The organism is Serinicoccus shuyuelongi, assembly GCF_045032955.1.
In the GTDB taxonomy this organism is placed as follows: domain Bacteria; phylum Actinomycetota; class Actinomycetes; order Actinomycetales; family Dermatophilaceae; genus Ornithinicoccus.
The window spans coordinates 841,489-855,740 of the sequence record NZ_JBJFZU010000002.1 but is presented as its reverse complement, the minus strand read 5'-3'; the positions used below and the strand labels follow the sequence as shown (position 1 = coordinate 855,740).

Below are 14,252 nucleotides of genomic sequence, written 5' to 3'. Positions count from 1 at the left end.
AAATTCTACAGCGCCGAGCCGGATGCTCGGGTCAGTCGTCGTCGTCCAGGCCGGCAGAGCTGGTCTGCTGGACCTGGGTGAGGAACTCGTAGTTGTGCTTCGTCTTCTTCAACCGGTTGAGCAGCAGCTCGATTCCCTGCTGCTGGTCGAGGGCCGAGAGGACGCGACGGAGCTTCCACATGATCTTGAGCTCCTCGGCGGACATGAGGATCTCCTCACGTCGGGTGCCCGAGGCGTTGACGTCGACGGCCGGGAAGGTCCGGCGGTCGGCCAGGTGGCGGGAGAGCTTGAGCTCCATGTTGCCGGTGCCCTTGAACTCCTCGAAGATGACCTCGTCCATCTTGGAGCCGGTCTCCACCAGGGCGGTCGCCAGGATGGTGAGCGAGCCACCCTCCTCGATGTTGCGGGCCGCACCGAAGAACTTCTTGGGCGGGTAGAGGGCGGCCGAGTCGACACCACCGGACAGGATCCGGCCCGACGCGGGGGCGGCCAGGTTGTAGGCCCGGCCCAGGCGGGTGATGCCGTCCAGCAGCACGACCACGTCCTGGCCCAGCTCAACCAGACGCTTGGCCCGCTCGATCGCCAGCTCGGCGACCATGGTGTGGTCGCTCGCCGGGCGGTCGAAGGTGGAGGAGATGACCTCGCCCTTGACGCTGCGCTGGAAGTCGGTGACCTCCTCCGGGCGCTCGTCCACCAGGACGATCATCAGGTGCACCTCGGGGTTGTTGGTGCTGATCGCGTTGGCGATCGCCTGCATGACCATCGTCTTGCCCGCCTTGGGAGGGGAGACGATGAGGCCGCGCTGCCCCTTGCCGATGGGCGACACCAGGTCGATGACGCGGGTGGTGACGTTCTTCTGCTCCGTCTCCAGACGCAGCCGCTCCTGCGGGTAGAGCGGGGTCAGACTGGAGAAGTCGGGACGGCGGCGGCCCTGCTCCGCCGGCTGGCCGTTGACCGTGTCCAGGCGCACCAACGCGCTGAACTTGCTGCGGTCCCGCTTGTTGCCGGTGGAGGAGACGGTGTGCTGACCGATCTCGCTGCCGTCCTGCGGGGCCTTGATCGCACCGACGACGGCGTCGCCCTTGCGCAGCCCGTGCTTCTTGACCATGCCCAGCGGCACGTACACGTCGCTGGGGCCGGGCAGATAGCCGGTGGTGCGGATGAAGGCGTAGCTGTCGAGCAGGTCGAGCACACCACCGACGGGGACGAGCACGTCCTCCTCGGAGTAGCCCTCCTCGTCCTGCTGGCTGGACTGACCCGGCTGACCCGGCTGGCCGCCCGGCTGGCCACGACCGCGCTTGCGGTCCCGGTTCCGGTTCCGGTTGCGGCGGCGCCCGCGGCGGTCGTCCTCACCGTCGTCGTCGCGACCACCCTGACCCTGGTTCTGGTCACCACCGCGGTCGTCGCTGTCGTTCTCCCGGCGACGGTCCTCACGGGGCTGGCGGTCCTCGCGCGGCTGACGGTCCTCGCGCGGCTGACGGTCCTCGCGCGGCTGACGGTCGTCCTGGCGACCGCGCTCCCCGTCCTGCTGCCGGTCGTCCTGGCCCTGCTGGTCGTCCTGGCCCTGCCGGTCGTCCTGCTGCGGGGCCTGCTCGCGCCCGGCGGCGGGCTGCTGCTCCTCACTCCCACCCGAGCGCGGGGCGCCGGCACCGGAGCCGGCACGCCGGCTGCGACGGGTCCGGGTGCGGCCCTGGGAGGACTCGTCGCGCTCGGCCTGGGCGCGGTCCAGAGCGGCCTCCAGGCCACCCTGCGCGTCGTCGGGGGCCGACCCGGTCGTGGTGGTGTCGGGCGCGGTCGTGCCGCTCGCAGTGGTGTCGGGCGCGGTGGTGTCGGGCACGGTGGTGTCGCTCGCACCGGCACCGTTCTGGTCGGTGCTCGGGGCCCCGCCACGGCGCTCGCGGATGGCGGACACCAGGTCGGCCTTGCGCATCTTGGGGTTCACGGTGATACCCAGGCCGGACGCGAGCTCCTGCAGCTCGGCCAGGCGGAGGGTGCTGAGCGACCCGGTACGGGTCGCGGCAGCGTCGGTGATCTCAGTCACGTGGGATTCCTTCCCCCTCGGTCGAAACCGGATGTGGGGTCTCAGGTGTGTGCGGTGCACAGATGCACCACGGTCGGACTCAACACGGGGACAGCCGGACGAGCGGCCTGCAAGGTACGTCGCGGAGGCCGAAGGCCCGTGCGTGGAGTGCCTCGGAGCAGATCAGCGAAGACGGCTGCTCGTCACGAAGCATCTTCAACATAACATGGGCGCGCTCGCGTCCCGGCCCCCCGGCCACGGCCTCAGCAGCGGCGGGCGGCCCGCAGGACGTCACCCAGCACCGCCGAGGCGGTCTCCTCACCACCGGCACCGGCCCCGACGAGGCGTAGCGGCCCGGCCGAGACGGCGTCGACCTCCAGGATGTTGGTGCCGCCGCGCACCTGCGCCAGCGGGTCCTGCAGGGGCAGGGAGCGGGGGGCCACCTCGACCCGGACCCCTCGCTGGTCGTCGCGGGTGGCGGTGGCCACCAGCTTCAGCACCTCGTCCCGTCCGGCCGCGCCCGCGAAGTCCGCGTCCGTGAGCCCCGAGATCCCGGTCACCGCGACGTCCTCCAGGGCGACCGGCAGCCCCCATGCGGCCCGCGCCAGGATCACGATCTTCGCAGCGGCGTCCAGGCCCTCCAGGTCCTCGGTGGGGTCGGCCTCCAGGTAGCCGAGCTCGCCGGCCTGCCGGACCGCGTCGGCGAAGGGGACCCCCTCCCGGGCGACCAGGTCGAGCACGTAGTTGGTGGAGCCGTTGACGACACCCCGGATGCCGAGCACCTCGTCCCCGGCGAGCGCCTCCCGGACCACCGCCAGCACGGGCACGGCCGCCATCACCGCCGCCTCGTAGTGCAGCCCGCCCCCGGCCTGCGCCGCGAGGGCCTCCAGCTCGGGACCACGGCGGGCGATCAGCTGCTTGTTCGCGGTGACGACCTGGGCCCCTCGCCGCAGCGCGGACCCGATCAGCTCACCGGCCGGCTCGAGGCCGCCCATCACCTCGACCACCACGTCCGCCCGCGCGGCCAGGGCGGCGGCGTCGGAGGTCAGCAGAGCCGGGTCGATCCCCGGCCGGTCCCGGCCGGTGTCCCGGACGGCGACCCCGGCCAGCTCCAGCGGGCGTCCCAGGGCGTCGGCATACCGCTGACGGCGCTCGTGCAACCGGTGGGCGACGGCGGATCCGACGGTGCCGGCACCGAGCAGGGCCAGCCGCAGGGGCGGGAGGGAGGGGACCACGGGGACGCTCCAGGGGTTCGGGCAGCAGCTGCCGGGCGTGCGGACGGTGCGGGGCTACATGCGGTGCGGCGCGCCGACCCCGAGCAGGCCGAGGCCGTTGGCGAGGACCTGACGGGTGGCCAGGTTCAGCCACAGCCGGGACCGGTGCAGGTCGGTGATCTGCTCGTCGGCGCTGGTCGGCCGGACCCGGCACTCGTCGTACCACTTGTGGAAGTGTCCGGCCAGGTCCTCCAGGTAGCGCGCGACGCGGTGCGGCTCGCGCAGCTGGGCCGACTGGGCCACCACCCGCGGGAAGTCCCCGAGCGCGGCGAGCAGCACCGACTCGGTGGGGTGCTCGAGCAACGAGGGGTCGAAGCCCTGGGTGTGGTCGACCCCGTCCTCGGCGGCCAGCCGGGCCACGTTGCAGGTGCGGGCGTGCGCGTACTGCACGTAGAAGACGGGGTTGTCGTTGGTGCGCTTGCGCAGCTCCTCCCCGTCCAGGTCCAGCGGGCTGTCCGCCGGGTAGCGTCCCAGGCTGTAGCGGACCGGGTCGGCGCCGATCCACTCCAGCAGGTCGACCAGGAAGATGGCGTTCCCCCGGCGCTTGCCCATCCGCTCGCCCCGGATGTTGATGAGCTGGCCGATCAGCACCTCGATGTTGACCTCGGGGTCGTCCCCCGCGCAGGCCGCGATCGCCTTGAGCCGACCCACGTAGCCGTGGTGGTCCGCGCCGAGCATGTACACCTTCTCGGTGAAGCCGCGGTCCTTCTTGGACAGGTAGTAGGCGCAGTCGGCGGCGAAGTAGGTGGGCTGCCCGTTGGCCCGGACCAGCACCCGGTCCTTGTCGTCGCCGAAGGTCGTCGTGCGCAGCCAGATCGCCCCGTCCGCGTCGTAGACGTGGCCCTGCTCGCGCAGCCGCTCGACAGCCTGGCCGACGGCCCCGCTCTCGTGCAGGGTCCGCTCGCTGAACCACACGTCGAAGTGCACGTGGAAGTCGGCCAGGGTCCCCTCGATCTGGGCCATCTGCAGGGCGTAGCCCCGCTCCAGGCATACCTGCAGGGCCGCGTCCTCGTCCAGCTCCAGCAGGTCGGGCCGCTCGGCCATCAGCTGCGCCGCGAGCTCGTCGACGTACTCGCCGGGGTAGCCACCCTCGGGCACCTCGGTGCCCCGGGCGCGGGCCAGGATCGAGGCGGCGAACTTGCCCATCTGGGCACCCGCGTCGTTGGTGTAGTGCTCCGCCGTGACCGCGGCCCCGCAGGCCACGAAGAGCCGGTGCAGCGCGTCCCCCAGGGCGGCCCAGCGGGTATGCCCGATGTGCAGCGGTCCGGTGGGGTTCGCCGAGACGAACTCCAGGTTGATCGTGCGACCAGCCATCGAGGTGTTCCGGCCGAAGGTCTCCCCCGCCTCGACGATGGTGCGGGCGAGCCCGCCCGCACTCGCGGCGTCCAGGCTGATGTTCAGGAAGCCCGGCCCGGCGACCTCCACGGCGGAGATCCCCGAGGTCCGTTCCAGCCCCTGCGCCACCAGCTCCGCGAGCTGTCGCGGCGGCATACCGGCCGTCTTGGCCAGCTGCAGGGCGACGTTGCTGGACCAGTCGCCGTGCTCCCGGCTCCGGGGGCGCTCCACCCGCAGCCGCTCGACCGGCGGGACGTCCTGGCGCGCCAGCGGGAGGTCGCCGTCGTCGGCCGCCGCGGCGAGAACGGCATGGATCGCTTCAGCGAGCTGTTCGGGGGTCACTCGGTCCAGTCTAGGGGCGGGCCGTCGGGGGTCCGCACACGGATTGTGGCCTGCGAGCGCCCGACTGCTAGAGTTTCTCGCTGTTGCCCCCGTAGCTCAGGGGATAGAGCACCGCCCTCCGGAGGCGGGAGCGCAGGTTCGAATCCTGCCGGGGGCGCCCATCCTCGTTCCGAGGCCGGCGCCGGTGACACCGAGGCCCCGCCCGTGGCGACCCGGACCATCGCACGGCATACGGTGATCCCCATGACGTCGCCCACCTTGGCGCTCGTCGGCGGCGAGAGCCTCCCGGCCCAGCGCACCTACGACAACCTCGACCCTGCCGACGGCAGCCTCATCGGCACCGTCGCCCGCAACGGCCCCGCCGAGGTGGACCAGGCCGTGCAGGCCGCGACCGCCGCCCAGCCTGGGTGGGCCGCGGTGCCCACCGAGCAGCGCGCGGACGCGCTGGCCCGGCTGGCCGACCTGGTCGACCGGGACCGCGAGCAGCTGGCCCGCACGGAGTCCCAGGACACCGGGAAGCCGCTGAGCCAGGCCCGGGCCGACGCGACCGTCGCGGCCCGCTACTTCCGCTTCTACGGCCGCGTCATCGAGGCCCACTACGGCCAGACCATCCCGCTGGGCCCGGACACGCACGTCTACACCCGGCACGAGCCCTACGGGGTCGTCGGCAACATCGTGGCCTGGAACTACCCGCTCCAGCTCGCCTCCCGGTCGGTGGCGGCCGCCGTCGCCACCGGGAACGCGATCGTCCTCAAGCCCGCCGACGAGACGCCCCGGACCGCGGTCGCGCTCGGCGCGCTGGCCATCGAGGCGGGGCTGCCCGCCGGGCTGGTCAACGTCGTCCCCGGCCTGGGCGCAGAGGCGGGGGCCGCGCTGTGCGCGCACCCCGGGGTCTCCCACCTGGGCTTCGTGGGGTCCACCGAGACCGGCTCGTTGATCGCCCACGCCGCCGCCGACCGGGTGGTGCCGACCGTGCTCGAGCTGGGCGGCAAGTCCGCGCACGTCGTCTTCGCCGACGCCGACCTGCAGGTGGCGGCGGACGCGATCACCCGGAGCATCCTGCAGAACGCCGGCCAGACCTGCTCGGCCGGGTCCCGGCTGGTGGTGCACTCCAGCGTCCGCGCGGAGCTGGTCGCCGCCCTCGCCGAGCGTTTCGCCGCCACCTCGCTGGGGGCAGGGCTCACCGACCCCGACCTGGGCCCGCTGGTCTCGGCCCGCCAGCAGGACCGGGTCCGGGGCTACGTGGACGGGGTCCGACGGGGCGAGGTCGTCGTCGGGGGCGGGGCACCCGAGGACGAGCGCCTCGCCTCCGGGTCGTTCTGGCTGCCGACCCTCATCGACGGCGTGGACCCGCAGGAGCCGATCGCGCAGGAGGAGGTCTTCGGCCCGGTGCTGGTCACCCTCCCCTTCGAGGACGAGGAGGAGGCCCTCGCCCTGGCCAACGGCACCCGCTACGGCCTGCTGGCGGCGCTCTGGACCCGTGACCTGTCGCGTGCCCACCGGTTGGCCGGGCGGCTGGAGGCCGGTCAGGTCTTCGTCAACACCTTCGGCGCAGGAGGCGGCGTCGAGCTCCCCTTCGGTGGCGTCAAGGACTCGGGCTACGGCCGCGAGAAGGGCATCGAGGCGCTTGCCGCCCTGACCCGGACCAAGACCGTGGTGGTGCGGCTGAGCTGAGGTCCCTCCTCCCCGTGACGGAGCCGGCCCACCCCAGGATCAGCCCTGGGGACGATGCACCAGGGCCTGCCGCGATGTTTGACTCTTGCCATGACGACGACAGCCATGCCCCCGAGGCAGGGGACCGGCATCAGCGTGCAGGGCCTCTCCAAGACCTTCGGCTCCTTCCGGGCGGTCGACGACCTCACCTTCGAGGTCGCGCCGGGCCGGGTCACCGGCTTCCTGGGCCCCAACGGAGCCGGCAAGACCACGAGCCTGCGGATGCTCCTGGGACTCATCCGCCCGACCTCCGGCCAGGCCCTGATCGGCGGGTCCCGGTATGCCGACCTGGAGCAGCCGATGCGCACGGTCGGCGCCGCGCTGGAGGCCACCGGCTTCCACCCCGGTCGCAGCGGCCGCAACCACCTGCGGGTGCTGGCGGCCGGCCACGACATCCCCGACTCCCGTGTCGACGAGCTGCTGGAGCTGGTGGGGATCCCTGGCGCCGCCCGCAAGAAGGCCGGCAACTACTCGATGGGGATGCGCCAGCGCCTCGGTCTCGCCGCCGCCCTGCTGGGTGACCCCGACGTCCTGCTGCTGGACGAGCCGGCCAACGGGCTGGACCCCGAGGGCATCCGGTGGATGCGCGGCTTCATGCGCCACCTGGCGCAGGAGCAGGGCAAGACCGTCCTGGTCAGCTCGCACCTGCTGGCTGAGGTCGAGCAGACCGTCGAGGACGTCATCATCATCGCCAACGGGCACCTGGTCCGTCGCGGCACCATGGACGAGCTGCACGGGGACCCGGCCGCGCTGGTGCGGACCGCCGACCCGGCGGGCCTGGCCCGCGCACTGCAGGAGGCCGGGATGAGCGTCGAGCCCGAGGACGGTGGCCTGCGGGTCGCCGGGGACGACCTCAGCCGGATCGGCGACGTCGCGCACGCCGCGGGTCACCCCCTGCACGAGCTGCGCCCCCTGCGCACCGACCTGGAGCAGCTCTTCCTCGATCTCACCGAGTCGCCCGAGCACCGCAACCGCAACCTCTCGAACGGCACGGAGGCCGCCTGATGATCTCGTTGGTCCGCGCCGAGCTGCGCAAGAACTTCACCACCCGGCTCTCCTGGTCGATGCCGCTGGCGATGCTGATCCTGGGTGCCGCCTTCGCGGCCCTCCAGGGGCTCTTCCTCGCGGTCATCGGACAGTTCCCCGGTCCCGACGGCGAGCTGGTGCGTCCGGCCGAGCTGTTCGGTGACGAGGCCGTCGCCCGGCTGGTCTACACCGGTGCCGTGCAGATGGGCTATCTGCTGGCCCTGGTGCTGGGCATCCTGTCGATGAGCGGGGAGTACCGGCACAAGACCATCACCTCCTCGTTGCTGTCCGCTCCCCGCCGCGGTCGGCTGATCGCCGCCAAGGTGAGCGCGCTGGTCGTCATCGTGCTGATCAGCTCGGTCGCCTTCCTGGTCGGCAGCCTGCTGGGCGGTGGCGCGACACTGGCAGCCGCGGACCTCCCGCTGCTGCCCGACCCCGCCGGTCTGGCGGCCACCTTCGCCCGGATGATGCTCGTGCTGGTCCTCTGGGGGCTGATGGGCTTCGGGCTGGGGGTGCTGATCACCAACCAGGTGGTGGCGCTCTTCGTGGGGGTGGGGGTGACCCTGCTCGTCGAGCCGCTGCTCGGGGTGGGCCTCACCTTCGTCGACGCCCTGGCCGACCTGGCCCGGTTCTTCCCGAGCCAGGCCAGCACCAGCGCCCTCGACCTGTTCGCCGGGATCGACCCCGGTGCCGCCCAGAGCCTGGGCGGCGGCGACGACCCGCTCACCTGGTGGGTGGGTGCGCTGACGCTGCTCGGGTACGCCCTGGTGATGACCTTCCTGGGCTGGCTGCTCACCAGCCGGCGCGACGTGACCTGAGGTCGGCCCGCCTCGCGCGTGTCGAGGCCCGGGACGATAGGCTGGTGGCGCACGTGCACCGAGTGCCGTGCGCGGCAGCCCCCAGACGTTGAGAGAAGGCGCAAACTCCGTGGCCAACCCGCAGAGCAGCGACACCACGACCGACTTCGGAGCCAACGAATGGCTCGTCGAGGAGAAGCGTGAGCAGTTCGACCAGGATCCGGGGTCGGTCGACCCTGCCTGGCGTCGGTACTTCGAGCAAGGGACGCCGAGCAGCAACGGCTCCGGGGGCAGCGGTGGCGGCACGTCCGGCGGGTCGGGTGCGGACCCGGCCGTGAGCAGCGGACCGAGCGACGACCCGGGCGCCGCACCCGGTCCCGCCCCCCGCACCGCCAAGGTGGCGCCGGCGCCGCCCCGGAAGACGTCCGGCGCCGCCGCGACGACGACGGCGAAGGCCGACCCGGCACCGGCGAAGAAGACCGAGCCGAAGGCCGAGCCCGCAGCGCAGGAGCAGGACACGACCCGGGCGGACACCGAGAAGGGCACGCAGGAGAAGAAGGACGGCGAGAAGGACAGCAAGGCGACACCCATGGCACGCGAGGCCCCCGCCCCCAAGTCCGCAGGACCGCAGTCCGAGGTCACCCTGAAGCCGCTCAAGGGTGCGGTGGCCCGGGTGGTGACCAACATGGAGTCCTCGCTGGAGGTCCCGACCGCGACCAGCGCCCGCAACCTGCCGGCCAAGTTGCTGATCGACAACCGCACGGTGATCAACAACCACCTCTCCCGCAGCCGTGGCGGCAAGGTGAGCTTCACCCACGTCATCGGCTACGCGATGATCCGGGCGCTGCGGACGATGCCCGCGATGAACAACGGGTTCGCCACCGAGGGCGGCAAGCCCATGCTGGTGGAGCCGGCGCACATCAACCTCGGTCTGGCCATCGACGTCCCCAAGCCGGACGGGACCCGGCAGCTCCTGGTGCCGAGCATCAAGAGCGCCGAGGAGATGACGTTCTACGAGTTCTGGACCGCCTACGAGAAGATCGTGCGCAAGGCCCGGGACAACAAGCTGACGATCGAGGACTTCCAGGGCACCACCATCAGCCTGACGAACCCCGGTGGCATCGGGACCCTCCACTCGGTCCCGCGGCTGATGAAGGGCCAGGGCACCATCGTCGGGGTGGGTGCGCTGGACTACCCGGCCGAGTGGCAGGGCGCCGCCACCGAGCGGTTGCTCGACAACGGCGTCAGCAAGATCCTCACGCTCACCTCGACCTACGACCACCGGATCATCCAGGGCGCGCAGTCCGGTGAGTTCCTCAAGATCATGCACGGCCTGCTGCTGGGTGACGACGGCTTCTACGACGACATCTTCACCTCGCTGCGGATCCCCTACGAGCCCATCCGCTGGGCCCCGGACATCTCGGCGACCCACGACGACGACATCTCCAAGCCGAGCCGGATCCAGGAGCTGATCCACGCCTACCGGGTCCGCGGCCACCTGATGGCGGACACCGACCCGTTGGAGTACCGGCAGCGCCGGCATCCCGACCTCGCCATCGAGAACCACGGGCTGACCCTCTGGGACCTGGACCGGGAGGTCCCCACCGGGGGCTTCGGCGGCAAGCCCCGGCTCAGCCTGCGCCGCATCCTCGGCATCCTGCGCGACTCCTACTGCCGCACCGTCGGGGTGGAGTACATGCACATCCAGGACCCCGAGCAGCGGGAGTGGTTCCAGAAGAAGCTCGAGGTCCCCTTCGAGAAGCCGGCCCCGGCCGAGCAGCTGCGCATCCTGCGGCGGCTGAACGCGGCGGAGGCCTTCGAGACCTTCCTGCAGACCAAGTTCGTCGGCCAGAAGCGGTTCAGCCTGGAGGGCGGCGAGTCGGTCATCGCGCTGCTGGACAAGGTGCTCAACCGGGCCGCGGACGACGGGCTCACCGAGGTCACCATCGGTATGCCGCACCGCGGCCGACTGAACGTGCTGGCCAACCTGGCCGGCAAGTCCTACGGCCAGATCTTCCGCGAGTTCGAGGGCAAGCACGCCCCGGGGTCGGTGCAGGGCTCCGGCGACGTGAAGTACCACCTGGGCACCGAGGGTGAGTTCACCACCGAGGACGGCAAGACCACCCGCGTCTACCTGGCCGCGAACCCCTCCCACCTGGAGGCCGTCAACCCGGTCCTGGAGGGCATCACCCGCGCCAAGCAGGACCGGCTCAGCCGGGAGACCGGCCAGGACCCGTACTCGGTGCTCCCGGTGCTGCTGCACGGGGATGCGGCCTTCGCCGGCCAGGGGGTGGTGCTGGAGACGATCCAGATGTCCCAGCTCCCGGCATACCGGACCGGCGGGACGCTGCACGTCGTCATCAACAACCAGGTCGGGTTCACCACCGCGCCGCAGCACTCGCGCTCCTCGGTCTACTGCACCGACCTGGCGCGGACCGTGCAGGCGCCGGTGTTCCACGTCAACGGCGACGACCCCGAGGCCGTGGCCCGGGTCGCCGAGGTGTCCTACGAGTTCCGGCAGAAGTTCGGCAAGGACGTCGTCATCGACATGGTCTGCTACCGCCGCCGGGGCCACAACGAGGGCGACGACCCCTCGATGACGCAGCCGCTGATGTACGACCTGATCGAGGCCAAGCGCTCGGTCCGCAAGCTCTACACCGAGTCCCTCATCGGTCGTGGCGACATCTCCGTCGACGAGGCCGAGGCGGCGCTGCGCGACTACCAGCGCCAGCTGGAGAACGTCTTCACCGAGACCAAGAAGGCGCTGCGCGAGGGAGACGGCACCCAGGGCCTGGAGCGCCCGCACGCCCAGGACGAGGGCGACCAGGCCACCCGGCCCCGGCCGACGGCGATCAGCGAAGGCGTGCTGCACGCCATCGGCGACGCCTTCGACACCCCGCCCGAGGGCTTCGTCGTGCACCCCAAGCTGGCCAAGCTGATGGCCTCGCGCAAGGCGATGACCCGCGACGGCGGCATCGACTGGGCGATGGGAGAGCTGATCGCCTTCGGCTCGCTGGTGATGGAGGGCACACCGGTGCGCCTCAACGGCCAGGACAGCCGACGCGGCACCTTCGTCCAGCGGCACGCCGTCCTCACCGACAACAAGGCGGCGCACAACTGGACCCCGCTGCACCACCTGTCGGAGGACCAGGCCCCGTTCGAGATCTACGACTCGCTGCTCTCGGAGTTCGCCGCCGTCGGCTTCGAGTACGGCTACTCGGTGGAGAAGACGGACGCGCTGGTGCTCTGGGAGGCGCAGTTCGGCGACTTCGCCAACGGCGCGCAGATCATCGTCGACGAGTTCATCAGCTCCTCGGAGCAGAAGTGGGACCAGCGCAGCTCGGTCGTGCTGCTGCTGCCGCACGGCTACGAGGGCCAGGGACCGGACCACTCCTCCGCCCGCATCGAGCGCTACCTGCAGCTGTGCGCCGAGGACAACATGATGGTCGCCTACCCCTCGACCCCGGCCTCCTACTTCCACCTGCTGCGCCAGCACGCCACCGCCCGGCCCCGCCGTCCGCTGGTGGTCTTCACCCCGAAGGCCATGCTCCGGCTCAAGGCCGCGGCCAGCGCACCGCAGGACTTCACCGAGGGCACCTTCGAGCCGGTCCTGGCGGACCGGGCCGAGCTGGACCGCGACAAGGTGGAGCGCGTCCTGATCGCCTCCAGCAAGCTGGTGCACGACCTCGAGGACGAGCGGTCCACCCGGGAGGACGAGCGCACCGCGATCGTCCGGGTCGAGCAGCTCTACCCGATCCCCGGCAAGCAGCTGGCCGACATCACCACCAGCTACCCGAACGCCGAGCTGGTGTGGGTCCAGAACGAGCCGAAGAACCAGGGTGCCTGGCCGTTCATGGCGCTGAACCTGCCCGACGAGCTGCGCCGGCACGGGGAGGAACGTCCGTTGCGGGTCGCCAGCAGACCGGCCTCGGCGGCCCCGGCCACCGGGTCGGCCAAGGTGCACGCGGTCGAGCAGGCCGCGCTGCACGACGAGGCCTTCTCCGCGCGCGCATGACCGGCGCGACGACACCCCAGCCGTCCCTGCCCGCGGGCTTCACCGCCTCGGTGCCGGGGGACGAGGACATCGACGACCTGGTGCGTCTGCTGCGGCGGCACGAGCTCGAGGCGCGCGGCTGGCCCGGCGCCCAGTCCGACTCGGTGGCCGCCGAGGTCAGCGGGCGCGGGGCGAGCACCCACCGCCACGAGATGGCGCGGGACGCGCAGGGCCAGGTCCGGGTCTGGATCAGCCTGCACGACCGGGCGGCCGGCCGGATCCTGGTGGGCGTCACGGTCGATCCCGACCTGGAGGACGACGTGGCCGACCCGTTGGCCGCCTGGGCGTACGCCCGGGTGCGGACCCTGGGAAGGGAGATCCTCGCGGACCGGGGGATGACGCAGACCCAGCTGGACTCCGGGGCGTTCGCCGACGACCCGCGCCAGCAGCGGTGGTTGCGGGCCGACGGGTACGAGCACGTGCGCGACTGGTGGCAGATGAACCGCCCCACCGACCCGGAGGCGGACGCCACCCCCCCGACCCTGAAGGAGGGCGTGGAGATCTTCCGTGTCCGCCAGGACGGCGGCGCCGGTATGCCGCACGAGGACGACCTGCGCTCGGTGCACCTGGTGCTCGAGGAGTCGTTCGCCGACCACTTCAACTCCTACCGGGAGACCTTCGACGAGTTCCTGTCCCGGCTCCGTGAGGACCCGGGGCACCGCTGGGACCACTGGTGGCTGGCGACCGTCGACGGCGAGCCCGCCGGGGCGGTCATCGCCTCGATCAGCAGGGGCAGCGTCGGCGATGACGGCCTGGCCGCCCCCGACAGCTCCTACATCGACTACATCGGCGTGCACCGTCGGGCCCGGGGCCGCGGGGTGGCCAAGGCCCTGCTCCGCACGGTGATCACCGACGCCGCGGTCCGGGGACGCTCCGGGGTCGCGCTCGAGGTGGACGCCGTCTCCCCCACCGGGGCGGACGGCCTCTACCGCTCGCTCGGCTGGGAGACCCGGTACGAGACCCAGTCGTGGCACCGTGACCTGCACGACGAGGACAAGGACGAGCAGCAGTGAGCAGCGACGTACGGGAGGACCGGGTCGAGCTGGAGTACACGCCCAGCGCGGACTTCCAGGCAGGCGACGGACCCCGCGACGTGGGTCTGTGCTTCATCGGGGACGGCTTCATCTCCGGCTACGGCGACCCCAAGGCCCTGGGCTGGGTCAGCCGGGTGGTGGGCCGCAGCGACGTCGCCGCGGCGGGGGCCGACCTCACGGCATACAACCTGGGGGTGCGCGGGGCCAGCTCCGCGGACGTGATGACCCGCTGGCGCACCGAGTGCCCGGCGCGCTGGGAGGGTCGGTCGGAACGGCGCCTCGTCGTCGGTGTCGGGGGTGAGGACGTGGCCCAGGGGATCACCACGGCGCGCTCCCGGCTGAACCTGGCCAACGTCCTGGACGAGGCCAGCTCCACCGGCATCTCCACCTTCGTGGTGGGGCCCACCCCGACGCTGGACAGCGAGGTCAACGAGCAGCTGCGGGTGCTGGCCGCGGCGCAGGCCGACGTGTGCGCCCGCCGCGACGTGCCCTTCGTCGACTGTTTCGCCCCGCTGCTCAGCCACGACCAGTGGCAGTCGGACCTGGCTGCCGGGGACACCGTGCACCCCGGCCAGGCCGGCTACGGGCTCATCGCCTGGCTGGTCCTGAACGGCGGCTGGGCCCCCTGGCTGCGGCTCTGACGCCGACCTGCTGACC

The 14,252-nt window shown here is 71.9% G+C and carries 9 protein-coding genes and 1 tRNA gene; 7 read left to right on the top strand and 3 right to left on the bottom strand.

The window, feature by feature from the left end; translation table 11 throughout:
* Nucleotides 1–31 precede the first annotated feature (31 nt).
* The 3 genes from rho to argS all read right to left on the bottom strand — a co-directional run bounded on the left by rho (nt 32) and on the right by argS (nt 4,971).
* Nucleotides 32–2,041: a transcription termination factor Rho gene (gene rho, locus ACI3EY_RS04290; protein ID WP_405039518.1), complete on the bottom strand. Its 2,010-nt coding sequence runs from the start codon at nt 2,039–2,041 to the stop codon at nt 32–34.
* 242 nt (nt 2,042–2,283) lie between these two features.
* Nucleotides 2,284–3,255 (bottom strand): homoserine dehydrogenase, encoded by a 972-nt coding sequence (locus ACI3EY_RS04285; RefSeq protein WP_405039517.1) that lies wholly within the window; start codon nt 3,253–3,255, stop codon nt 2,284–2,286.
* A gap of 54 nt (nt 3,256–3,309) precedes the next feature.
* The gene (gene argS, locus ACI3EY_RS04280; RefSeq protein WP_405035899.1) at nt 3,310–4,971 is read right to left on the bottom strand and encodes an arginine--tRNA ligase; all 1,662 of its coding nucleotides are present in this window, start codon (nt 4,969–4,971) and stop codon (nt 3,310–3,312) included.
* Between the two features lie 85 nt (nt 4,972–5,056).
* On the opposite strand from argS, the gene ACI3EY_RS04275 reads away from it, so the two are divergent.
* The 7 genes from ACI3EY_RS04275 (at nt 5,057) to ACI3EY_RS04245 (ending at nt 14,236) form a co-directional block, all read left to right on the top strand.
* Nucleotides 5,057–5,128: transfer RNA gene (locus tag ACI3EY_RS04275), tRNA-Arg, on the top strand.
* A gap of 86 nt (nt 5,129–5,214) precedes the next feature.
* Nucleotides 5,215–6,645, top strand: coding sequence for an aldehyde dehydrogenase family protein (locus tag ACI3EY_RS04270; RefSeq protein ID WP_405035898.1), 1,431 nt, complete (start codon nt 5,215–5,217; stop codon nt 6,643–6,645).
* 90 nt (nt 6,646–6,735) lie between these two features.
* Nucleotides 6,736–7,689 (top strand): ABC transporter ATP-binding protein, encoded by a 954-nt coding sequence (locus ACI3EY_RS04265; RefSeq protein WP_405035897.1) that lies wholly within the window; start codon nt 6,736–6,738, stop codon nt 7,687–7,689.
* Nucleotides 7,689–8,528, top strand: coding sequence for an ABC transporter permease (locus ACI3EY_RS04260; protein ID WP_405035896.1), 840 nt, complete (start codon nt 7,689–7,691; stop codon nt 8,526–8,528). The genes ACI3EY_RS04265 and ACI3EY_RS04260 overlap by 1 nt, the downstream gene beginning before the upstream one ends.
* A 109-nt stretch (nt 8,529–8,637) precedes the next feature.
* A complete protein-coding gene (locus ACI3EY_RS04255; RefSeq protein WP_405039516.1) occupies nt 8,638–12,522 on the top strand; it encodes a multifunctional oxoglutarate decarboxylase/oxoglutarate dehydrogenase thiamine pyrophosphate-binding subunit/dihydrolipoyllysine-residue succinyltransferase subunit in 3,885 nt (1,294 codons plus the stop codon).
* Nucleotides 12,519–13,574: a GNAT family N-acetyltransferase gene (locus tag ACI3EY_RS04250; RefSeq protein WP_405035894.1), complete on the top strand. Its 1,056-nt coding sequence runs from the start codon at nt 12,519–12,521 to the stop codon at nt 13,572–13,574. Before ACI3EY_RS04255 ends, ACI3EY_RS04250 begins: the two co-directional genes overlap by 4 nt.
* Complete coding sequence (locus tag ACI3EY_RS04245; RefSeq protein WP_405035893.1) at nt 13,571–14,236, top strand: GDSL-type esterase/lipase family protein; 666 nt, start codon at nt 13,571–13,573, stop codon at nt 14,234–14,236. Before ACI3EY_RS04250 ends, ACI3EY_RS04245 begins: the two co-directional genes overlap by 4 nt.
* Nucleotides 14,237–14,252 lie beyond the last annotated feature (16 nt).